Origin of the sequence: Acinetobacter sp. Gutcm_16, assembly GCF_028649355.1 — a bacterium.
GTDB classification, from domain to species: Bacteria; Pseudomonadota; Gammaproteobacteria; order Pseudomonadales; family Moraxellaceae; genus Acinetobacter; species Acinetobacter johnsonii.
The window spans coordinates 41,708-64,661 of sequence record NZ_JAQSUV010000037.1 but is presented as its reverse complement, the minus strand read 5'-3'; the positions used below and the strand labels follow the sequence as shown (position 1 = coordinate 64,661).

21 protein-coding genes are annotated in these 22,954 nt (G+C 40.0%); 11 read left to right on the top strand and 10 right to left on the bottom strand.

The genetic code is table 11. The features are described 5' to 3' along the window. The first annotated feature begins 171 nt into the window (after window positions 1–171). Genes PTT44_RS15940 through PTT44_RS15925 form a run of 4 tightly spaced genes read left to right on the top strand, consistent with a single transcriptional unit; the run spans window position 172 to window position 3,516 of the window. The gene (locus tag PTT44_RS15940) at window positions 172–945 is read left to right on the top strand and encodes a glycosyltransferase (RefSeq protein WP_148825491.1); all 774 of its coding nucleotides are present in this window, start codon (window positions 172–174) and stop codon (window positions 943–945) included. A gap of 37 nt (window positions 946–982) precedes the next feature. Continuing rightward, entirely contained in the window at window positions 983–1,954 is a 972-nt protein-coding gene (locus PTT44_RS15935) for a stealth family protein (protein ID WP_168159460.1), read from the top strand. A gap of 9 nt (window positions 1,955–1,963) precedes the next feature. After that, window positions 1,964–2,728 (top strand): glycosyltransferase family 25 protein, encoded by a 765-nt coding sequence (locus PTT44_RS15930; RefSeq protein ID WP_168159494.1) that lies wholly within the window; start codon window positions 1,964–1,966, stop codon window positions 2,726–2,728. 11 nt (window positions 2,729–2,739) lie between these two features. Further along, window positions 2,740–3,516 (top strand): glycosyltransferase family 25 protein, encoded by a 777-nt coding sequence (locus PTT44_RS15925; protein WP_168159459.1) that lies wholly within the window; start codon window positions 2,740–2,742, stop codon window positions 3,514–3,516. 35 nt (window positions 3,517–3,551) lie between these two features. Here PTT44_RS15925 and PTT44_RS15920 read toward each other — a convergent pair whose 3' ends face one another. Beyond that, a complete protein-coding gene (locus PTT44_RS15920; RefSeq protein WP_216076761.1) occupies window positions 3,552–4,448 on the bottom strand; it encodes a glycosyltransferase family 2 protein in 897 nt (298 codons plus the stop codon). A gap of 315 nt (window positions 4,449–4,763) precedes the next feature. Between PTT44_RS15920 and rfbB the strand changes: the two genes are divergently transcribed. From rfbB to rfbC, 4 genes are read left to right on the top strand one after another with little or no spacing between them, the layout of a single operon-like run. Beyond that, entirely contained in the window at window positions 4,764–5,831 is a 1,068-nt protein-coding gene (gene rfbB, locus PTT44_RS15915; RefSeq protein WP_168159458.1) for a dTDP-glucose 4,6-dehydratase, read from the top strand. Window positions 5,832–5,834: 3 nt separating this feature from the next. Continuing rightward, complete coding sequence (rfbD, locus tag PTT44_RS15910) at window positions 5,835–6,728, top strand: dTDP-4-dehydrorhamnose reductase (RefSeq protein WP_168159457.1); 894 nt, start codon at window positions 5,835–5,837, stop codon at window positions 6,726–6,728. Beyond that, complete coding sequence (gene rfbA / locus PTT44_RS15905) at window positions 6,725–7,609, top strand: glucose-1-phosphate thymidylyltransferase RfbA (protein WP_168159456.1); 885 nt, start codon at window positions 6,725–6,727, stop codon at window positions 7,607–7,609. Before rfbD ends, rfbA begins: the two co-directional genes overlap by 4 nt. After that, window positions 7,606–8,160, top strand: a complete 555-nt coding sequence (gene rfbC / locus PTT44_RS15900; RefSeq protein WP_168159455.1) for a dTDP-4-dehydrorhamnose 3,5-epimerase — start codon at window positions 7,606–7,608, stop codon at window positions 8,158–8,160. Before rfbA ends, rfbC begins: the two co-directional genes overlap by 4 nt. Before the next feature lie 71 nt (window positions 8,161–8,231). Here rfbC and PTT44_RS15895 read toward each other — a convergent pair whose 3' ends face one another. From PTT44_RS15895 to PTT44_RS15870, 6 genes are all read right to left on the bottom strand, one after another. After that, the gene (locus PTT44_RS15895) at window positions 8,232–9,932 is read right to left on the bottom strand and encodes a hypothetical protein (protein ID WP_168159454.1); all 1,701 of its coding nucleotides are present in this window, start codon (window positions 9,930–9,932) and stop codon (window positions 8,232–8,234) included. Window positions 9,933–10,037: 105 nt separating this feature from the next. After that, a complete protein-coding gene (locus tag PTT44_RS15890) occupies window positions 10,038–11,051 on the bottom strand; it encodes a glycosyltransferase family 2 protein (protein ID WP_168159453.1) in 1,014 nt (337 codons plus the stop codon). Window positions 11,052–11,086: 35 nt separating this feature from the next. Further along, window positions 11,087–11,305, bottom strand: coding sequence for a hypothetical protein (locus PTT44_RS15885; RefSeq protein ID WP_004983573.1), 219 nt, complete (start codon window positions 11,303–11,305; stop codon window positions 11,087–11,089). 152 nt (window positions 11,306–11,457) lie between these two features. Further along, window positions 11,458–12,342 carry a lysophospholipid acyltransferase family protein gene (locus PTT44_RS15880; protein ID WP_168159452.1) on the bottom strand — a complete coding sequence of 295 codons (885 nt, stop codon included), beginning with the start codon at window positions 12,340–12,342 and terminating at the stop codon, window positions 11,458–11,460. Between the two features lie 319 nt (window positions 12,343–12,661). Then, window positions 12,662–14,446: an aspartate--tRNA ligase gene (gene aspS, locus PTT44_RS15875; RefSeq protein ID WP_005401682.1), complete on the bottom strand. Its 1,785-nt coding sequence runs from the start codon at window positions 14,444–14,446 to the stop codon at window positions 12,662–12,664. A gap of 151 nt (window positions 14,447–14,597) precedes the next feature. Then, window positions 14,598–15,362, bottom strand: a complete 765-nt coding sequence (locus PTT44_RS15870) for a DUF4184 family protein (RefSeq protein ID WP_168159451.1) — start codon at window positions 15,360–15,362, stop codon at window positions 14,598–14,600. 139 nt (window positions 15,363–15,501) lie between these two features. Here PTT44_RS15870 and znuD point away from each other — a divergent pair, with 139 nt between their 5' ends. Together znuD and PTT44_RS15860 are read left to right on the top strand one after the other, a co-directional pair. Beyond that, complete coding sequence (znuD, locus tag PTT44_RS15865; RefSeq protein WP_168159450.1) at window positions 15,502–17,577, top strand: zinc piracy TonB-dependent receptor ZnuD; 2,076 nt, start codon at window positions 15,502–15,504, stop codon at window positions 17,575–17,577. Between the two features lie 104 nt (window positions 17,578–17,681). Next, window positions 17,682–19,145, top strand: coding sequence for a phospholipase D family protein (locus tag PTT44_RS15860; RefSeq protein ID WP_168159449.1), 1,464 nt, complete (start codon window positions 17,682–17,684; stop codon window positions 19,143–19,145). Between the two features lie 118 nt (window positions 19,146–19,263). On the opposite strand, the gene PTT44_RS15855 is transcribed toward PTT44_RS15860, so the two are convergent. Then, window positions 19,264–19,716: a hypothetical protein gene (locus PTT44_RS15855; protein ID WP_058870278.1), complete on the bottom strand. Its 453-nt coding sequence runs from the start codon at window positions 19,714–19,716 to the stop codon at window positions 19,264–19,266. Between the two features lie 194 nt (window positions 19,717–19,910). Between PTT44_RS15855 and PTT44_RS15850 the strand changes: the two genes are divergently transcribed. Beyond that, the gene (locus PTT44_RS15850; protein WP_228260969.1) at window positions 19,911–20,366 is read left to right on the top strand and encodes an RcnB family protein; all 456 of its coding nucleotides are present in this window, start codon (window positions 19,911–19,913) and stop codon (window positions 20,364–20,366) included. 69 nt (window positions 20,367–20,435) lie between these two features. Here the strand turns inward: PTT44_RS15850 and PTT44_RS15845 are convergent, their stop codons facing one another. Further along, a complete protein-coding gene (locus PTT44_RS15845; protein WP_004983586.1) occupies window positions 20,436–20,933 on the bottom strand; it encodes a phosphate-starvation-inducible protein PsiE in 498 nt (165 codons plus the stop codon). A gap of 140 nt (window positions 20,934–21,073) precedes the next feature. Continuing rightward, on the bottom strand, window positions 21,074–22,855 hold the full coding sequence (locus PTT44_RS15840; protein WP_168159448.1) for an acyl-CoA dehydrogenase C-terminal domain-containing protein: 1,782 nt from the start codon (window positions 22,853–22,855) through the stop codon (window positions 21,074–21,076). Between the last annotated feature and the right edge of the window lie 99 nt (window positions 22,856–22,954).

Sequence of the window (22,954 nt, the reverse complement as noted above, 5' to 3'; positions counted from 1 at the left end):
TATATATTCTTCATATGAGAGCTAAGTGAACCCTGTAAAGGATTTATCTAAGCGACTCCGTATCATAGCACAAACTATTTTTGAGTATTATGAGGGCTTTGAAAAAGCCATACACTAACTTATTGCAAGAAATGTTATGATACAACGCAGAATGCTGGTGGATGATAGAACATGCTGGAAAACGTAAACGACTCGTTGTCAAAACAGGCTGAAACACAGACAGATCAAAATATTGTGTTATGCATGAAATGGGGCACCAAATATGGGGCCGAGTACGTCAATCGTTTATATAACATGGTGAAGCGTCACACCACGGTTGATTTTAAAATGGTTTGTCTAACAGACCGCACCGAAGGGATCGATCCTGCAGTTGATTGTTTTCCCATTCCACCTTTAGCGCTTCCAGAGGGAAGTCCTGAACGAGGTTGGAATAAATTGTCTACATTCGAGCCAGACTTGTACGGTTTACAAGGTAATGCGCTCTTTTTAGATTTGGATGTGGTGATTGTTGACAATATTGACAGTTTCTTTACCCATCCTGGGGACTTCCTAATTATTCATGACTGGAAACGTCCTTGGCGGATTACAGGCAACAGCTCGGTTTACCGTTTTAAACTGGGTGCTTTCCCTGGACTGATGCCTTATTTTCGGGAGCATTTTGATGAAATTCGTCAAAAATTCCGCAATGAGCAAGCTTATTTGTCTTGGTATGTCGATCAAGAGAAAAAACTTTCTTACTGGCCTGATAGTTGGTGTAAGAGTTACAAATATCACTGTTTGCAAAAAATTCCGTTGGCATACTTTAAACCCCCTGTAAAACCTGAAGGGGTTAAGGTCATTATTTTCCATGGTGAAATCAATCCACCTGATGCTATTAATGGTGGTGGTGGAAAATGGTATCGTTATGTATTGCCTTCACAGTGGATTAAGGATGCTTGGCAATAAATGCCTATTAGACTCAGATTTTGAAGTGATCAAGTGAATGCAAAATATTGATATCGTGATTGCCTGGGTAGATGGCAATGATCTTGAATTAAAAAAGAAACGTCATAAATATCTGACTGGTGAAGATGCATCTGACGCAGTCAGTGCGACGCGCTTTGCCAGTAATAACGAAATTTATTATAACATCGCTTCCATTTTGAAATATGTACCGTTCTGTCGACATATCTATGTGGTGGCAGATAGTCAGCGTCCTGAGTTTATCGATGAATTTGCAGCGCAAGGTTTGTGCGCTGCCGATAAAATTCGTGTGGTTGATCACCGAGAAATTTTTAGAGGTTTTGAAGAGCATTTACCGACCTTCAATACCCGTTCCATTGAAAGTATGCTTTGGAATATTGAAGGCTTATCAGATTATTTTATTTATCTGAATGATGATTTCTTTTTTAATGCGCCTGCACAAGTCGAAGACTTTTTAAAAGCGGAAAACTTGGTGATCTATGGTCATTGGCAGAATAGTTTTGCACTCAAGGCAAAGCTCAAATATCGTCAGCTGATGAGTCGCCAATTTGGAAAGCCAATTCAGCCGAAACATATGATTGCGCAGATGCTTGGTGCGGATGTTTTGGGATTCAATAAATTTTTTGAAATCCATCATTATCCACATATTGTAGATCGTCACGCATTAAAAGATTATTTGCTGGAACATCCACAGCTTTTAGAAACTCAGATCAAGTTTAAATTTCGTAGTGTAGAGCAGTTGAATCCCATTTCATTAATGAACCACATTAAGATTCAAAAACAGCAGGCAGAGTTGAAACCAGATCTTGAATTGGCCTACCTTAAAAATCAGGACAGTTTGAATAGTTTTATACAAGCGTTGCATAATCCTGATATTAAGTACGGTTGTATACAGAGTTTAGATCAGCTTGATAGTGATGCTGCGAATAAAATCAGTACGGCTATGCAGGAAAAATTAGCAGGCTATTTGCCCCATTCAGTTTTAGTTTAAAGGTTCATGATGAAAGTTGTTACTTATTTGATTAATTTGGACGGCAGTCAGGAACGACTTGAAAGAGCAACTCAGCAGCTGAATCAAGTCAACTGGCCTTTTGAACGCTTTTCTGCAGTCGATGGACGTGGTAAAGAGTTAACTGAATTTGTAAACTACGATGATCAAGGGGCGAATGACGTGCTCGGTCGCAGATTGATGAATTCGGAATTGGGCTGCTATTTAAGTCATTATGGCTGTGCGGAAAAATTTTTAAGTACGGATGCTGACTATTTGGTGGTACTTGAAGATGATATGAAAATCAACCAAGACTTTAAAGACAAGCTTGATGGTGTGATTGAGTATCTTGATCAGCATAAAGAACTGGATTGGTATCTGATTAATATTGCAGCCAAAAAGAAAAAGCTAGCTAAAGATATTACGAATGTTGATGGTATGAGTTTGTGGCATGCTTTTTATTTTCCTATTCGTGGTTTAGGTTTGGTGTGGTCACGTCAAGGTGCAGAAGCATTTATGCAAGCTGGGAGAAAAATGACCATGCCTGTCGATATTTTCTTTCAAACATGGCTCAGTAAAAATGGGAAGGGTTTAGGCGTGTGGCCTGCTTTAGTGAAACCTGCTGGCTTGGATAGTGATATCTTGGGCACCGTGGCAGCACAAGGTATTTCTCGTAAAGAAAAAGAAGGGCGTAGTTTTTCTCACGGCCTTAAAAAACAAAAACGGATGTGGCGTGATAAGTTTTATGCTGTAAAGCATTTGGTTGCATCGAAATAAGTAGTATTGATATGAAAAATATAGTCATCAGCTTAAAGACAGCCACAGCGCGTCGTGAGCACATCGTGCAAGAGTTTGGCAAACAAAAAATTGGGTTTGAGTTTTTCGATGCGCTAACGCCCGATTTAGCACGTCCTCTAGCTGAAAAAATGCAGCTTAATATTCAGGAAGACTTTTTAAGTCCAGGTGAATTGGCTTGTTTTATGAGTCATGTCTCGATTTGGCAAAAAATGGTAGATGAGCACATTCCTCATTTGGCTATTTTTGAAGATGATGTGTATTTGGGGCAGAATGCTGACTATTTTCTCAGTAGCGACACTTGGATTCAGTCCGATTGGCAGATCATTAAACTTGAAGCGTTTGCAAAAAAAATTCTACACGAACGCCAAGGGTTAGATTTAGGAAAACAGCGTAGTCTGTTTAAGCTGAAGGGAAGACATGTTGGGGCAGCAGGCTATATTCTAAGCTTAAATGCCGCACAATATTTGATGGCATTATTAAGACAGGCTGAAATTAAAGAGCCGCTGGATCATCTTTTATTTGATCCGCAATATCATACGCAGGATATGCGACTGTATCAGATGAAACCTGCTTTATGTATCCAGAGCTATTTATATGACCAAGCTCAAGAGCATCAGTTTGGTAGCATGCTGGAAAATGAGCGTGTGGAGCGTCGTCAGACTGAAAGCAAAGCACGTACCTTTGGCGAGAAATTAGCACGCGAATGGAAGCGTTTAAATCAGCAATTACAGACTTCACGCTATAAGAAAACGATTGAATTTAAATAATTTCAGCCGCAGTCATGTACTGCGGCTAAATCATTTTATACTGATTTAAAATACAACCAATCAACTGATTCTGCTTTTGTTTTTTGAATGCAATCTTTCATTGCATTCCATTTGTCTTTTCTTGACTGATATTTTTTTATGTTACTGAGTGCAATCAGCCCATAGAGGCGAGCTTTTGATGTTGATTTTTTTTCTAAGCTGTTGAGAATTTCATGAAACATATCCGTAGGGTAGTGTTTATACGCAAACAGGATTTTTGACTTAAACCAACGATGATAAAACGCGTAGTCTTTTAGTGGCTCGCTTGATCCACCTTTATGATAAATTTTTAATTCATTGATTTTGATTAAAGGGAGATCTAATTTTTTAACTCTGAGACAGAGATCTTCATCCTCACAATACATAAAAAAATCAGGATCAAAACCAAAAATTTGATCAAATACTGTTTTTTGTATCAGCAGGAGTGCACCACAAAGCCAATTGGTTTGATTCTCATACCCTAGGTTTTGACCAAATTCGTAGTTTTTATATTCGGAAGTATCTTTGTCGTCATCATTGAGTTGGCGTGTAGTAATGACGCCATAATTCTGATGTTGTTTTGCATGTTTTAATAGTTGTTCTAGATAATCTGTTTGTAGCATTCTTAGATCTGGATTGCCTATTAATAACTCGGCACCTTCGGCATGCGCTGCAGCGAGGTTCATTGCTCGCCCGAATCCGACATTCTTTTCAGAGCTGATAATCTTAATATTTAGGTCATGTAATTTAGTATTTTTTTCGATAACCTCATTGAGCAGTGTATTTTGAACATTGTTCACAATAATAATTTCAAAAGCATTTTTTTGTATGGATTGTTTTTTTAAATCAATGAGTAAGCTTTCAATGAAAGTCTCAGTATTATAATTAACAATAAGAATGGATAGTTGGATCATGATTAATCTATTTGAGAGGGAAGCAGTCATCGCCTGACTAGTATACAAGGGTTATCCGAAAAATCATTGTTCGGCTTTTGAAATTTTAAATACAGACGAATCTAAGTTGCATGAACACGATGTGTGTTGCATCAAAGCTACATCTTCATGCTCTAAAAGACTGTGTCCAAGTAACGTAGAGGAAATCAAAAAAACATCAATTGAAAGCCTGAAAAGAAAATAATACGTGAAACCATTTTGACAAGGATAGGTCGGGATTGAACATATGCTAGAATCGCGAAAATTTAATATTGAATAAGAAATTGAGGAGGCCGCGTGAGAATTCTTGTGACTGGCGGAGCAGGATTTATTGGATCTGCTGTAATTCGTCATATAATCAAAAACACCAATCATACTGTACTGAATGTCGATAAGTTGACATATGCAGGTAACCTTGAGTCACTTGCTCTCGTGGAAAACCATGAAAGATATCAATTCAGTTATACAGATATCTGCAATAGGGAAGCATTAGATACTTTATTTGGTGACTTCAAGCCTGATGCCGTCATGCATCTGGCTGCTGAATCACATGTGGACCGCTCTATTTCAGGCCCATTGGATTTTATTGAAACCAATATCATTGGTACATATCAGCTTTTGGAAGCAGCGCGTAAATACTGGTTTAGTTTGGATGATGATGCAAAACAAAAATTTAGATTTCATCATATTTCGACCGATGAGGTTTATGGTGATTTAGAAGGGACTACAGATTTATTTACGGAAACGACTGCTTACTCTCCAAGCTCACCTTATTCGGCATCTAAAGCGAGTTCAGATCATTTGGTACGTGCATGGCACCGTACCTATGGTTTGCCTGTGATTGTAACGAATTGCTCCAACAACTATGGCCCTTACCATTTCCCAGAAAAACTTATTCCCCTGATGATTTTAAATGCACTACAGGCTAAAGCTTTGCCTGTGTATGGTAATGGTCAGCAAATCCGTGACTGGCTCTTTGTTGAAGATCATGCACGCGCACTTTATAAAGTCGTTACAGAGGGCGTTGTGGGGGAAACCTATAATATTGGTGGTCACAATGAAAAAGCCAATATTGATGTGGTCCACAGTATTTGTAATTTACTTGAAGAGTTAGCACCAAATAAACCTGAAGGGATTCAGCATTATAAAGACTTGATCACCTATGTTACAGATCGACCTGGTCATGATGTTCGATACGCGATTGACGCATCTAAAATTCAAAATGAATTAGGTTGGGTACCAGAAGAATCATTTGAAACGGGTTTACGTAAAACCGTTGAGTGGTATTTAAATAATCAAGAATGGGTCTCACACGTACAAAGTGGAGCGTATACATCTTGGTTAGAAAAACATTATCACGGTTAACGCATGAAAATTTTATTATTGGGTAAGAATGGTCAAGTAGGCTGGGAGTTGCAACGTTCCTTAGCACCGTTGGGGGAGCTGATAGCGCTTGATCGACATGGCTTAAATGAGTGGTCTGGGGATTTAAGTCTACCAGAAGATGTTGTTCAAACAATTTTAGCGATAAAACCAGATATTGTTGTGAATGCTAGCGCATATACGGCTGTTGATTTGGCAGAGACAGATCAAGTCACTGCTGATATCGTAAACCATATTGCGGTTCAAAAAATTGCCGAGGCATGTACCCAAATTAATGCATTATTTGTCCATTACTCGACCGATTATGTTTTTCATGGTGATGGGATTGATGCATTTACTGAGGATGATAATACACAACCGATCAATACTTATGGTCAAACCAAAGTACTGGGCGAGCAAGCGATTGTAAATTCAGGTTGCAGACATTTAATTTTTAGAACATCTTGGGTGTATGCAGCGAAAGGAAAAAACTTCCTTAAAACGATGTTGATGCTTGCTCAAAATAGAGAAGAACTTTCGGTGATTAATGATCAGATTGGTGCTCCGACATCGGCTGAACTGATTGCAGATGTCACTGCACAGATCATACCGCAAATTCAATCCTCGCAAGCTAAGACTGGGATTTATCATTTGGTTGCAAGTGGAGAAACAAGCTGGTTTGGTTATGCCAAGTTTATTTTCGAACAGGCACAATTGTTGGGTGAAAACTTAGTGGTCAAACAGGTTCATCCTATTCCGACATCATCTTATCCGACACCAGCCAAACGACCACATAATTCAAGATTGAATAATCAAAAAATTCAAAATACATTTAACCTATATTTGCCTGATTGGCAGTTAGGTGTAGAAAGAACACTAGTGGAGATACTCAAGAAATGAGTTTAAAACGTAAAGGTATTATTCTTGCTGGAGGCTCAGGAACTCGTCTGCACCCTATTACGAAAGGGGTATCGAAGCAACTGTTGCCTATTTATGATAAGCCGATGATTTATTATCCTTTATCAGTGCTGATGTTGGCGGGCATAAAAGAGATTTTGATTATCTCAACACCAGAGGACTTACCAAACTTTGAGAAACTTTTAGGGGATGGTTCTCAATTTGGTATTGCGCTGAGTTATAAAGTTCAACCTTCTCCAGATGGCTTGGCTCAGGCATTCCTCATAGGGGAAGAGTTTATTGGTGATGATCATGTTTGCCTGATTTTAGGAGACAATATTTATTATGGTCAAAACTTTAGTAAACAGTTAAAAGCAGCGAGTGATCTTGAGCATGGTGCTACGGTATTTGGCTACCATGTGACAGACCCGGAGCGCTTTGGTGTGGTTGAATTTGACCCTTCTGGTAAAGTTTTGAGTATCGAAGAAAAACCAACGCAGCCGAAATCGCCCTATGCTGTAACAGGATTATATTTTTACGATAACCGCGTGGTTGAGTTTGCGAAACAAGTCAAGCCTTCACATCGTGGTGAGTTAGAAATTACTGACATTAATAATGCCTACTTAAAAGATGGCTCCTTAAATGTTGAGCTTTTGGGTCGCGGTTTTGCATGGTTAGATACAGGTACCCATGAGTCGTTATTAGAGGCTGGACAGTTTGTATACACGATTGAAAAACGTCAGTCGTTGAAAGTGGCTTGTCTCGAAGAAATTGGTTTTCAGCAAGGTTGGATTTCTCGAGAAAAGCTAACTGAAAGTGCTGAAGCGTTGAAAAAAACAGAATATGGGCAATATTTGTTTAAATTGTTGGAAGAGTTGAAGTGAAAGTAGAAACCACTAAAATAGAAGGTCTTTTGATTCTACATCCAAATGTTTTTGGGGATGATCGCGGTTGGTTTATGGAAAGCTTCCATCAACAGCGATTTGAAACTGCATTAAAAGAGTTAAATTTACCTATTCCTACTTTTGTACAGGATAATCACTCGCTTTCGCAAAAAGGAGTGTTACGTGGGTTGCATTTTCAACGCGAACCCTATGCACAAGGCAAACTTGTACGTGTAGTACAAGGAAAAGTGTGGGATGTTGCGGTTGACATTCGACCTGAGTCAAAGACTTATGGTGAATGGGTTGGTGTAGAGCTGAGTGCAGAAAATAAAACTATGTTCTGGATTCCTGAGGGTTTTGCCCATGGGTTTGTGGCACTGGAAGACAATACTCAATTTCTGTATAAAACTACGAACTATTATCATAAAGAAAGTGAAGGTGCGATCCTTTGGAATGATCCTACTTTAGCAATTGGCTGGCCTTTAGAGGGCATAGAAGAAGTCTTGGTAAGTGATAAGGATAAAGAAGCTGATTATTTTAAAAATATGTAATGTGGCTCTGATATAGCTTAATTTAATTTTTCATTAAAAAAGCCTGATTAAATATCAGGCTTTTTCTTGCTTTAAGTTTTAGCTATTTTATCTTGAATAGCTTTAATACTATTATGGGTCATGTCATGATAGCTAAAGTGAGTTGTATGTTTTCTATTCCATAGAGTAGTGCGTACATTTTCTTTATGTTTAACAAGATATGGAAGCGTGGTAATTACTTTTAAATTAGATTTTTTTTCTATATAGCGGTCTATGGCATTGGTTTTAAGATCATGATTATTTTCATCCCACTTGAGTAGATAATCATAAAAACGTTGATGGTAGATATTAAAAACCATTCCTGTAGTTTTATTAAGTTGAACGTAGGTTGGAGATTGTTCTGTGTCCAATAACTGAATGTTAGTGTTGGTATTTAAATCGGTCACATGACCAGAAAAAATATCCCAGTTGAGAGACTTATCGACTAAAACATGGTGGATATCCTCAAGTTTCTTTTGGATATCCTCAGGGAATAGCACATCATCTTCACAAATACTTATGTTGTTCCATTGGTGATCCCGTGCATAGCGCAGTATGTATTTATAACTTAGACCACAGCCAACCCATGGTGTTTTATGGCGGATACCGGGAAAGCTCCAAATAGCTGAAATTTTGGATTTTTCTTTATGAAATTCGGCTTGTCGCTCTGTTGACTCAGGTAGACCTAAGCACCAGAACTTTGAGGTTGGATTCCATGTTTGGTTTGTCAGTTGATAGAGTGTATCGAAATCAATTAATTCAAGCGATAAGAGGACGCGATAAAAGTAAAAGTTAAAGAGATTTTGATCTTTTTGCACATACTCTTTGATACGACTTTTTTGCTCAAGATATATCTCGGTCTGCTCTTTCCAATACTGTACTCTTGTGAGCATGTGTTCAACATCACCAATTTCAACAAAATCAACTAAACCGCAGAGATCTGTATGTTGCTCAAAGTCGGAACTTTTTTCTGAAATAACCAATGCGTGATTGGAAAGGCATTCATATAAACGTGTGGTTTCAAGCAGAGCACTTTCATAGTAATGAATGTTAATTACAACTTTGGCTTTGCGTATAGCATCCCAAATTTCTTCACCAAAAGCATTATTGATGATTTTTACTTTAAACTTTTTTTGCAGCGCATCCAAATATATTTTACGGCGTTGGTTGTTTGTATCTCCATAAAATAGCACGTCATATTCGTGGTCATCACTTGATTCACTTGCCAAATCAATAGGTGAAATCGGGGTGTAGTAAATATGGCTAAGAGGGAAGCGTTGGTTTAAATAACTGATGTTATTCAGTGAATAATCCATCACTAATAATGACTTTTTCAGTTTTTGCATATTTTTCGGACCGAACCAACGGTCTGAAACAGTTTGCTCCATCTGAAAGGAGATATAGCTTTCGGGAAGTTTCTTAAAGCTCTGAGGACAAACAAGGATATGAAAAGAGTCATCAAAGCTCTTAAAGTTGGTGCCAATTTTTACTTGATACAGAAGTCCAGCTTTGTCTAAAGCTTGTGATAATAGTTCAGCAATAAATATGGTGTGCGGTGTGGCAATAATAGTAATCGATTTATTTTTTTCGTATTTCCAGCGCTTAAAGTTTAGCTCTCCACGATGCTTATGCCATAAAGATTGAACACCATCTTTCCCATTTTGAACAAACTCTCTTCTGTAAAGTTGCCATGCTTTACCTGTACTACCTTGAGTTGAAATGATGTATTGTAGTGTATTAATAAATTTTTTCATGAAAATACAGCGTCTTAATTAGAGTTAAGATAGAGAGCACAGTTATAAGTATAACGTTTCATATTCAATATTAATAAAATATAGCGAAGTATTTAAACGATGAATTTATTTTTTTAACAATTTTTTTATAGGTGCGTCAAAAATAATTGAATATATCAACTTTATAGCCATTTTAAACATAAAAATAGGGAGTAAATAAACTGGTAAAATGTTGCAGGCATCACGTATTGTAGGAGTGATTTCTTCAAAGTGTCTCCGGCGAATTGCAAAAGAACAATTGCGAACTACTTCTTTGTATAAGAATATTTTGTTCTTTTTATAAATTCGAGGGGTGAGTTCTGAGTCTAATAGGTGTTGTTGCCAAAAATCAGAAATTTCTGATCTGAATAAAATAATTTGTCGACGAAGACGAAACGGCCCAGATGTTTGTTTGGCAGTCGCGATGACACTAGTCGCATGGTATCTAAAATTATTTAAACAGCGACTAGAAAAGTGGATATCTCCACGAGAGACAATTTTTGCCCATACAGACCAATCCCCAATTAAATTGAGATGGGAGCAAGCTCCCTCAATTTGAAGATAAGTTTGCTTTTTGAATAGTACTGCACTGGCATTTGGAATCGTATTTTTGATATTGAGAAAACGATGAATGTATTCCCAGCCATTCATATCAAAATCATGTTTAAATAATTCTGAATCTAAATCATCGGTATGGCTTTTCCATGAGCCAGTAATCTTACCCTGACTATCCATCCGATGGGATTGGCTATACGCTAAAACAAGATTTGGATTCTGTTGAAAAGGTTCAACTAAGGTTTCTAAAAAGCTAAGATCTGCAACATCATCAGATTCAGCAATCCAGATCAGCTCACCTTGAGCCAACTGCATCCCTTTATTCCATTGGTGAAAGGTAGAACCTGAATTTTTTTCGTTGATGATGCAGTGTGATACTTTGGGATGGTCTTTATATGAGAGTAGAATTTCCGCACTTTCGTCTGGAGACACGTCATCCAATAAGATAAGTTCAAAATTTTGATAGGTCTGATTTAATATGCTCTCTATGCGTTGTTTTAAGTACGGAGCATGGTTATAACAAGGAACAATAACACTAACAAACATATAGATATTCAACCAAATCGTCTAAAAATAGGAAATTATTCCTTATCCGCATTTCCCTTTAAGACCATATAAATTAAACCGACAAAAATGACAAAAGCACCCGCAAGGCTACTTACACAGAAAAAGACAATACGGTCATAGGTGGTTAAATTAAATAATTGATTGTCTAGAATATAGCGCATGAAAAACCATTGTACGATTGCAAACACAATTAGCACAATACCACGACGACGGACTTCAGGGCGCATAGCCATTTGGTTGCTCACAACTTATCTAAAACAGTGCGCTATTATGCCACTGCTGAGAATTGATCTCAAATGAATAAAAGTATTCTATTCAGGCCTTTAGCAAATAACATAAATTATTGCTTTCGCACTGCTTGAGATCATGTGCGAGTTTGTGGAGCCTACATTGGTGGCTGTATCTGATAAGCATTGATATTGCCATAACAATTTCTAAAACGTTTATAGGACCAAATATACTGTTCAGGTGCTTGGTTAATTATGTCTTGCATGGCAAGATTTAAACTGTCCACCGACAGCTGTAGATCTGTCGATAAAATATCTTGAGATAGCTCAGTACAGTACACATCAAAACCTGTTGCGTCAGCATTACGAATACAACTTAATCCAATCACATTGCATTGCGTTTTAGCTGCCATTTTAGAGACCAGTGTCGTGGACAAAGTATTTTGCTGGAAAAAATATGAATAAATACCTCCACTCGGTTTTGGCAGATGATCTGGTAAAACAACAGTTAACCCACCTTGCTTGAGGTGTTTAAAAATCTGACGAATCCCTGTTTCATCAGTAGGAACAAGGGTTGCATTAAACTTTTGCCGTGCAGCTAAAATATAGCGATTAACACCTTTAATTTTATAGGGTTTGTACATAATCATGGGTTGCGTATAGACATTTAACCATGCATTTAACAGCTCCCAACAACCAAAATGAGGAATGACCACAATCACGCCTTTTTTATTGGCTAAAGCCTCTGTTAGAACAGATTCCCCCTGAATATTTTTTAATAAATCTAGGTTGTATTGTGGTGGCATTCCCCAACATTTTAAAAATTCAATATAGGTCTGGCACTGGCTTTGAATGCTGAGATGAACACGTTTCTGGAGTGCTATTGGGTCGAGTTCAGGGTAGGCCAACTGCAGATTAATGGTGGTGATACGCTTAATTGAAGAGTCACTATAGTAAAGCAGGTGTGCAATTCCGCGTGCGATGCATTGTAAAAAGGACAATGGAAAAAGTGAGATGATTTTAAGTAGATAATAAATAGCCATATTTTGACTCAGAAATCTTTTGAAAAGATGAGATGAGAGAAAATTTTGCAAAGAGACTTAAAAATCTAAGATAGATAAAATCAAAAAAAGATGAGCATCTTAAGAACAAAATAAATGAATAAATCAACAGAATGATTTAGTGCAAGAACGGCTGCAATAAAATATAGACTATCGTGAATCACTGTAAGGGGGATAGATCAAAAGTTCAAAAGAAATTTTGGAAAATTTGAAGCGAAAATAATATCTATGGAATGGATGGTCTGGTCTTGAATGAAAAAACCCTGCGCATGGCAGGGTTTCTTTAATCAAAATCTAAAGATTATTTTGTTTCTTCAGCTTTTGGTTTTTCACGTAAGCGAATACCTAAATCACGTAGTTGATTTGATTCAACTGGTGCAGGTGCTTGCGTTAATGGGCATTCAGCAGTTTTGGTTTTCGGGAATGCAATCACGTCACGAATAGACGCACCACCTGTCATGAGCATGACTAAACGGTCTAGACCGAATGCTAAACCACCATGCGGAGGAGCACCGTAACGTAATGCGTTGAGTAAGAAACTAAATTTCTCTTCTGCTTCTTCTTCACCAATACCTAATGCTTCAAAAATTGCTTTTTGCATTTCTAGGTTATGAATACGTAGTGAACCACCACCAATTTCAGTACCGTTTAACACCATGTCATAAGCCACAGAAAGTGCAGCACCTGGGTTATTTTTCACATCTTCAACGCTTGATTTAGGCAGCGTGAATGGGTGGTGAACAGAAGTCCATTTGCCATCATCTGTTTCTTCAAACATTGGGAAGTCAACCACCCAAAGCGGTGCCCATTCGCAAGTCGACATTTTCAAGTCATGACCGACTTTAATACGTAAAGCACCCATGGCATCGTTCACAACTTTAGCTTTGTCTGCACCGAAGAACACGATATCGCCATTTTCTGCGCCAACACGTTTCAAGAGATCAAGCACGATTGGCTCAATGAATTTCACGATTGGAGATTGTAAGCCTTCGATACCTTTTTCAAGCTCGTTTACTTTGATGTACGCTAAACCTTTTGCACCATAGATGCCGACAAATTTCGTGTATTCATCGATTTGGCTACGTGGTAAAGAGCCTGCACCTGGAACACGTAATGCAACGATACGGCCTTTAGGATCTTTCGCTGGACCTGCGAATACTTTGAATTCAACTTCTTGCATCAGGTCTGCAACGTCAACCAATTTCAAAGGAATACGTAAGTCTGGTTTGTCCGATGCATAGTCACGCATAGCATCTGTATACGTCATGCGTGGGAATTTATCGAATTGAACATCAAGAAGTTCTTTGAACATCTTAACGGTCAAGGTTTCCATTAAATCCATGATGTCATCGTCACTCATGAACGATGTTTCAACGTCGATTTGCGTGAATTCAGGCTGACGGTCTGCACGTAAGTCTTCATCACGGAAACATTTTGCGATTTGGTAGTAACGATCGATACCACCCACCATCAACAATTGTTTGAATAATTGTGGTGATTGTGGAAGTGCGTAGAAGCTACCATTTGAAACACGGCTTGGCACTAAGTAGTCACGCGCACCTTCAGGCGTTGCACGGGTTAAAATCGGAGTTTCAACGTCTAAGAAACCATTGTCTTCGAAGTAGTTACGAATGAGGTTGGTTAGCTTAGAACGGAAACGTAAACGATCTAACATTTCAGGACGACGGATGTCCAAGAAACGGTATTTCAAACGAATTTCTTCAGAAATATTGGTGTTGTCGTCATTCAATGGGAACGGTGGAGTTTCTGATGCAGCAAGAACTTCGATTTCTTTACCTAAAACTTCGATTTGACCGCTCACCATATTGGCATTTTCTGTGCCTGCATAGCGGCGACGTACACGACCTGTAATTTTTAATACGAATTCTGAACGTACTTTGTCTGCAGTTGCGAATGCTTCAGGAGTGTCTGGGTCAATAACCACTTGCACAAGACCATCACGGTCACGCATATCAAGGAAGATGACACCACCGTGGTCACGGCGACGGTGTACCCAACCGCAGAGGGTTACTGTTTCATCAATTTGAGCTTCGGTTAAAGAACCGCAGTAATGAGTTCGCATCATGGCGTTAAAAATCCAACTATATGGCTAAAGGTAGCGAATACGTAAACAGCGTACCGCCAGAAATAAAGGTAGGATTATGCCTCTTTGGGCTTTGACTCTCAAGGTATAGCTTAAAAAAGGCATGAAATAGCATTTAAGCGTTGGTCTAAATTCAGCCTAAACGATAGTCTCGATCTAAAAATAAAAACAGAATGCAGCCAAAGATCAAAATTAGCAAAGCGATTTGGCTAAACTCATTAATACTTCGCCCAGTAAAATAATACAGGTCTGACTGCCAAACTTGTGTGGGGATATAACGTGCATAGTCCCAAACACTGACTAAACCGCCCAAAAGGCTCAGTATGAACAGTCCCATCGCAAAGCGTTTGATTTTTAAACTCACTGGAAAATGTTGCTGATAGGTTTGGTAATAACGCCAACTCATCCACGCCAACAAGGGGAGGGCCAGTGCCGATGTGCCAATTTGTAAAATGCGGTGTAGCGGATAGTTGTGCCCTAACAAAGAGATCTTTTGGCTTAAAAATGCATGTCCAAATAAAGTTCGGTGATCAACATGGGTGAGTCCATCCCATAACAGATGCGTTGCTGTGCCGAGCAGTATTGCGAGAATAACGGCCACAGAAAATTTAAAAAAACGCAGCATACTGCTCAGCCTTAATTCATGCTGAATGCCTAAAAAACGATAAAAACAGGGCCGTAATAGCGCGTACCACAAGACACAAAAACTGAGTCCAATCCAAAGATCGGGATGGATCAGTGAAGTCCAGTAGTGGGTAGTATTTGAATTGGCTTGTGTAAACAGTCGATAAAGATCAGGGGTCATGCTGCCAATAGCAATGGCAGCAATCGGTAATCGGTTACCACTGAGTTTGGCTAAGGGAGGTGCGAGAACGGCATGTGAAATGGTAAAGGGCATTGATCTGTTGGCGTTGGCATCGACTTAGATGGATAGGGCAGTTTATCTTTTTTCTATGATTGGAATGTTTTTTTATTGCAATGAATTTGAAATGTTATATTATAACAATATTCAAAAATTGTACGCTTGAGTGAGTTCCATGGCTTTCCATAAAAATTTGATAACGCTCTCTATTTTGGCGGTGGTCGCACCTGCCGTTTTTGCAGATGACACAACAACACAACAACTTGAAACGTTGACCAGCCAAGCACATCCACTCGTTCAGACCGCTGCTGATTTTGCAGTCGCCGATCAGGTCATCGGGCAAAAAAGTTTAAAAGAACGCGCACCGACCATTGGGGATGCTTTGGCCGATGAGTTGGGGGTATATTCAAATCAGTATGGTTCAGGTTCAAGTCGACCCGTGATTCGAGGTCAAGATGGCCCACGCGTGAAAGTTTTACAACATGCTTCAGAAACAGCCGATGTTTCGAGTTTATCGCCAGACCATGCCGTGACGGTCGATCCGATTTTGGCCAAACAAATTGAAATCATCCGGGGCCCTTCAACCCTGTTATATAGTGCAGGTACCGTGGGCGGTTTGGTCAATGTCACCGATCAAAAAATTCCAACCAGCATGCCTGAAAAAGGTTTAGAAGGTACGGCTGGATTACGCTACAACTCTGGCAGTGATGAAAAGTTGGCCAGTGCTGGGGCAACGGTTGCTTTGGGCAGTCAGTTTGCTCTACGGGTTGAAGGTTCAAAGCGTGAAGCGAATGACTATATTGCGCCGAACTATTTCCATGAGCATGAAGGTGAACTCGAAAAAGAACGTCGTGTTGGAAATACCTTTGCCAAAGGTGAAACCGTTAGTGTTGGTGGTTCATGGATTGGTGAGCGTGGTTTTGCGGGTATCGCCTATACCAATCGTCAAGATCAATACGGTTTACCTGGGCACAGCCATGAATATGAGAGCTGTCATCCGCATGAGGATCATTTGCACTGTGACGGGAGCGATAATCATGGACATACGGATGAACATGATCACTCAGGACACGACCATGCGCATGACGAACATGAGACAGGGCCTTGGGTTGACTTAAAGTCGGAGCGTTATGACTTCCGTACAGAAATTTTAAATCCGATTGCAGGGTTTGAGAAGTTACGTGCCCATGCCAGTTATACCGACTACCAACATGATGAAATTGAAGGTGATAGCGTTGCAACCACCTTTAAAAGTAAAGGGTATGATGCGCGTCTAGAACTGGTGCATCAGCCGATTGCGGATTGGGAAGGTGTGGTTGGCGTACAGTACAATCAACAAAGATTAGATATCACGGGTGAAGAGTCTATTTTAGAACCGACCAAGACGCAAAAGTGGAGCGTATTTGGTTTAGAACATAAACAGTGGAATGACTTCCATTTTGAGTTAGGGGCACGTGTCGATCAGCAGACGATTGATATTGAGTCAGATCGAAAAGACTATGATGATTATGCCGTGTCTTATTCGGGTGCTGTGAATTGGATGTTTGCACCGAACTATAAGCTGTCTTTGGTTGGATCACATCAAGAGCGTTTACCTTTGGCGCAAGAGCTTTATGCTAATGGTAAGCATCTTGCAACCAATACCTATGAGCGTGGCAATGAAAATCTCGATGTCGAAAAGTCCAATAACTTAGAGTTAGGTTTCCATTACGATACGGATAAAATTGATTATCATGTTCATGTTTACCACAATTGGTATGACAACTACATTTATGCTCAAACCGCAGACCGATACGAAAACTTCCGTCTAGTGGACTACATCCAAGACAAAGCACGTTTTTATGGGACTGAAGCGGAAGCGTCTTATACCATCAATGATGTGTATAAAATGAGTGTCTTTGGTGATTATGTCCGTGGCAAAATTGACAATGAAAATGCTCCGCGGGTGCCTGCTGGCCGTTTAGGAACAAAAGTGAATGCGAACTTTAGTGACACGTGGTCAGGAACGGCAGAGTACTACCATGTGTTTGAGCAAGATCGAATTTCAAGCTATGAGACCGAAACCGAGGGTTATAACATGGTGAATCTCGGCTTGGCGTATAATGGACAGTATATGCAGGGCAATGATTATCGCGTGTATTTCAAAGCCAATAACCTCTTAGATGAGACGGTTTATTCGCATACCTCTTTCTTATCGACCATTCCGCAAGTGGGGCGTAACTTCACAGTTGGACTGGACTTTAGTTTCTAAGACGCTGTTTAAAGTGATTTAAGCAAAGCGTTCGACAACAGAAATCCTCTTGAAAAATCAAACAATAAAACCTAGTCTGAGTATATTGGATTAGGTTTTTTGTTATGCGTATCTTTCGAAAATTACATCAAAAGCTCAACTGGACATCGACCCGTTATGTCGGTGTCGTGGTGGGTTTATTGGCTCTGACTTATTTAACGTCTGCAGTTTACCATAGCGTTAAACCACTGCCTGATGGGCTGGACTATACTGGCAAGTTACGTCATGCCGATGTCAAATTTATTGCAGATCAAACCTACATCGATGTACAAGGCAAACAGCAACAAGATCATCATATTTTCAATGCAGTGTTTAAACTGATTGAAGATGCACAAACCACGATTGTGTTGGATATGTTCTTGTTTAACGATGAAGTGGGGACATCTCAAGCATCACAACGGGCGTTGACTCGTCAGCTGACCGATGCGTTGATTGTCAAGCGAAGCTTACATCCGAATATTGAAATCAAAGTCATCACCGACCCGATTAACTCGGTGTATGGCGGGCTATTACCTGAGCATTACCGTAAGTTACGTCAGGCAGGCGTGGATGTAATTGAAACCGATTTACGTCCGCTCCGCGCATCGAATCCCATTTGGTCTGGTTTTTGGTATATCTGTTGTCAAAACGCAGGCAATAATCCCGACGGCGGTTGGTTAAGAAACCCGTTTGGGGATGAAAAAATTACCTTACGTAGTTATTTAAACTTATTTAACTTTAAAGCCAATCACCGCAAAACTTTGGTGGTCGATACCGCCGAAGGTTGGAAAACCTTGGTCACATCGGCGAATCCACATGATGGCAGTTCGCGACATTCCAATGTAGCCCTGTTGGTGACAGGCAATACCGCAATTGATGTATTGAAAACCGAGCAAACTGTGGCACATATGTCTCAGGGCGATGTGCCGATGGTGATTTTGGGCGAAATTGCAGGAATTCCATCGCAGCCGCAGGTACAGGTGTTGACGGAAAAAGCAATCCTAGATGCAACCCTCAACTTGTTGAATACTGCAAAAGCCAATGACCAGATTGATTTGGCGATGTTCTATTTGTCTGAGCGTCAAATTATCAATGCTTTAAAAGATGCGCAGAACCGCGGCGTTAAACTTCGGATTTTACTCGACCTCAATAAAGATGCATTTGGCCGTCAAAAGAATGGAATTCCTAATCGTCAAGTTGCGTCTGAGCTTAACGATGCAGGTATTACAGTGCGGTGGTGTAATACTCAAGGAGAGCAGTGCCATAGCAAAATGATTTTAAAACGCCATGCACAAGAAGCAGAGCTTATTTTAGGTTCAGCGAATTTTACCGCACGGAATTTGAATAATTATAACTTAGAGACCAATTTACGTGTGATTGGCCAGTCTAACGCAGCGGTGTTTACAGATGCACAGCAATATTTTGATGGGGCATGGTCGAACTTAAATGGTCGTCAAATGAGTGTGGGCTATGAGCAATATAAAGATGAGTCAAAACTCAAATATGGGTTATACCGCTTTATGGAGTGGAGTGGTTTGTCGACGTTTTAATTTTGAATTCCTTTTGTCATTTCTTACTGTTTCATGAAAAGCGGTACTTCCTCTATTGTGCAAGATGAAAAGTCCCTCTTTTTAAAGAGGGATTTAGGGAGATTTAATTTTTAAGATTTTACTGTTCAGGATTTGGCGGGATGATTTGATCCAAATCTTTATCGGTCATGTTATCGAGTTCATGTAGATCAGTTTTGATTTTCCATTTTTCGGCATCTTCCACTGGGCTCGGTAGACGTGCTTCTAACCAGTCACAAATGACATCGGGTGGAAAGTCAGGGTGGTTACACTGAATGACCCATGCCAAGAATTGTTTGGCTTCACCATTCATATACGGCGGCGGTGATACAGGTAAAAACTGCGTCGGTAGGCGCTCATTTTTCGAAATATAGTTCAGTACATGTCCCAGCTCTTGTACCGTTTGCCATGCCAACGGGTGATCTACATCAATTTGAAACTTAAACCACCATGCACTTTTTCCATCTGTGCCATAAGCATCAATCAGATTTTTTTGAATACTGGGCACTTTTGCAAAATATTCATAGAGTCGATCAAAACTTAATTCAGCCACGATTGTTCATCCAATACGTTTATAAACAAAGATTAAGTATAAACTGAAAACATATACGATTTTTTGCTTTTCAAAGAAATCCTGCTTCAAACCTTATAGTGGTGATAACGGCCAGTGATCTAAAATTGATAACTTGTACATTTTTTATCCATAAAATAGGTTTAAAATAATAATATTCACCTCAGTGGAGGAAGATGATGAAATATTTAAAAATAATCTATGGAATAAGTTTACTCAGCTTATGTCCTGCACTGAGTTTTGCTCAACCAGCGACGCGTTATTATGGAAAACCGCTGACTTCGCAAACGCAGCGTTTCCCAACCTATGCTGGGCCGTATCAAGGAGCAATGCCCAGACCTACATCACCGCCTCAAATTGAGCCCCCTCATCACAGACCACCTCCACACCATCCACCACATGGCGGATATCCGATGCGACCGGGTGTGAGTATTATTTACCGAGCACCCAGCTATTCAACCTATAGTCAGGAAACCAATAGCTATGTGTATGGGGATGGCGACTCCAGTATTGAAAGCCGTGATTATGTGCTGATTACCGATTGGCGACGTTTGGGATTGCCAGACCCACCTGAAGGCATGCACTGGATCTATGAAAATGGACGCTACGCTTTAGAAGCGGATTCAAAATAAATGAATCTTTGATTGATACAGAAAACCCTCCATTGTTTAGACGGAGGGTTTTTAGTGGTCAATAAAGAATTAAGCGAGTTCATCATCTTGTGGGCGTGGTGTTTTCCCTTCAGGTAAAGGCTTGTCGGCATGTTTATCCCGAATTACTGAAGGATAATTCCACGATGCATAACGCACCACTAAGATTGCAATCGCCATAATTAAAATTGAACCCGTAATAATCACCAAATCCATATCAGCTTTGTGGTCATGCTGGATATCGGAAATTAAAAGTCGGGTGAGGGCGGTGATGGCGATATAAATTAAAAAGCGGACAGGCATGTGGTTGGTTTTAAAATAGATACCAACCATTGCGCCCAGTTCGAGGTAGATGAATAACAATAAAATATCATCAATCGAGGCATATTGTTTAATGGTCAGGATCTCATAAACGGTATGTCCTGCCGACCAAATCACCATACAGCCAATAATAAATAAAGCCACATAGTGAAAGCTTTCTACTGCAGTATTGCCCAGTTTATCGAGGAGGGTTTCTATTTTCTCTATTTTAGGGTCACGGTTAGTCATGGCTGCCTCCTGATATGTTGATGGTGGTTTATTGCATCATAAGCAAATTTCATGCACATGACGTATAAAAGCAAAAATAAAGCTGAGTAATAAAAAAACGCCTGACGAAGCAGGCGTTTTTTTATTCAGTCTTTAAGCGATTAAGCTTGGCTGGTGAAGTAGTCTTCAGAGAAGTTCATGATGACTTCTGCACCTGCTTTTACTTTTGCAATACGTAAGTCGATTTCAGGCAAAATGCGTTGAGCAAAATAAGCTGCAAGCGCAAGTTTGTTTTGATAGAAGTCACCATCTTTAGCTTTTGCAGCATTGGCAATTCTTGCAAACATATAGGCAAAGCTGAGTAGGCCGACTGCATGTAAGTAATCTACTGCTGCTGCATTCGGGAACTCTGCACTTTCAGCAGCACGTTCAAGGATATACTTGGTCACTTCTTCCACTTCAGTTGCTGCATCGAGTGTTGCATCTTTAATGAAGTTTAGGTCTGCATCTAAGCCGTTAGCAAAGTCACGGATTTCAGTAATGTAGTCTGCGATGAATGCACCACCACATTTAATGGTTTTACGACCGATCAAATCTTGAGACTGAACGCCGTTGGTGCCTTCATAGATTTGTGCAATACGTAAGTCACGTACACATTGCTCCATGCCCCATTCACGAATATAGCCATGACCACCGAAGACCATTTGTGAATCAATTACTGCGTTAAATGCAGTATCGGTTAAATACGCTTTTGCAATAGGAGTTAACAGTGCAACGCGGTCATTGGCTGCTTTCACCGCTTCAGGGTCTGTTGAGAACTTAGTGATATCCAGTTGCTGACCCACGTAAACTGCAAAGGCACGAGATGCTTCATTGTTCGCACGTGCATTAAGCAACATACGACGCACATCACCATGAACTAAAATGCTGTCCGCAGGTTTAGCCGGTGATTGAACACCAGACGCGCTACGACCTTGTAGACGGTCTGTTGCGTACTGTGCAGCATTTTGGTAGGCAAATTCAGATGCACCTAAACCTTGAATACCCATCGATAAACGTTCGTAGTTCATCATCACGAACATTGCCGCAAGGCCTTCATTTTCTTTACCGACCAAGTAACCTTTGGCACCGTCAAAGTTCATTACACAAGTCGCAGACGCTTTGATCCCCATTTTGTGTTCAATCGAACCTGGACCTGCCGCATTACGCTCGCCCACAGAACCATCTGCATTTACGAGGAATTTAGGCACGATGAATAATGAAATACCACGTGAACCCGCAGGTGCATCAGGAGTTTTTGCCAAAACTAAGTGAATGATGTTTTCAGCTAAGTCGTGGTCACCGCCAGTAATAAAGATTTTAGTCCCTGTAATGTTATAGGTACCGTCTTCGTTACGTTCAGCTTTAGTTTTGATAATGCCTAAATCTGTACCTGCATGTGGCTCAGTTAAACACATGGTCCCAGACCATTCGCCTGAGTAAATTTTAGGTAAATAGGTTTCTTTTTGTTCTTGCGATGCATAGCTGTTCAGCGCCATACCTGCACCGACAGAAAGAAGCGGGTAGAGCATGAATGATGGATTAGTTGCGAACAGCATTTCATCTGCAAGAACCGTCAGCATTTTTGGCATGCCTTGACCGCCCCATTCTTCATCAGCCGCTAAGCCAATCCAGCCGCCTTCAGCATACTGCTTAAACGCTTCTTTAAAACCAGCAGGTGTAGTCACTGCACCATTGCTAAATGTTGCGCCTTCTTCATCACCTGTACGGTTTAAAGGTAGGGTCACGTTCTGCGCAAATTTAGCCATTTCCTCGAGGATCGCTTCAGCCGTCGCACTGTCTACATGAGCTAGATTTTCATTAGACTGCCAGAACTGATCTGCATTGAAAACGTCATTGAGGATAAATTTCATATCCGCAAGTGGGGCATTATAAATTGGCATGTTCGTTCACCTGTTTATTGTTTGAATCTCTGTAGACTTAGGACAGCTTAATTAACAACGGAGAGTGTTGTTAAATGACCCAAGCGAAATAACGCTCTA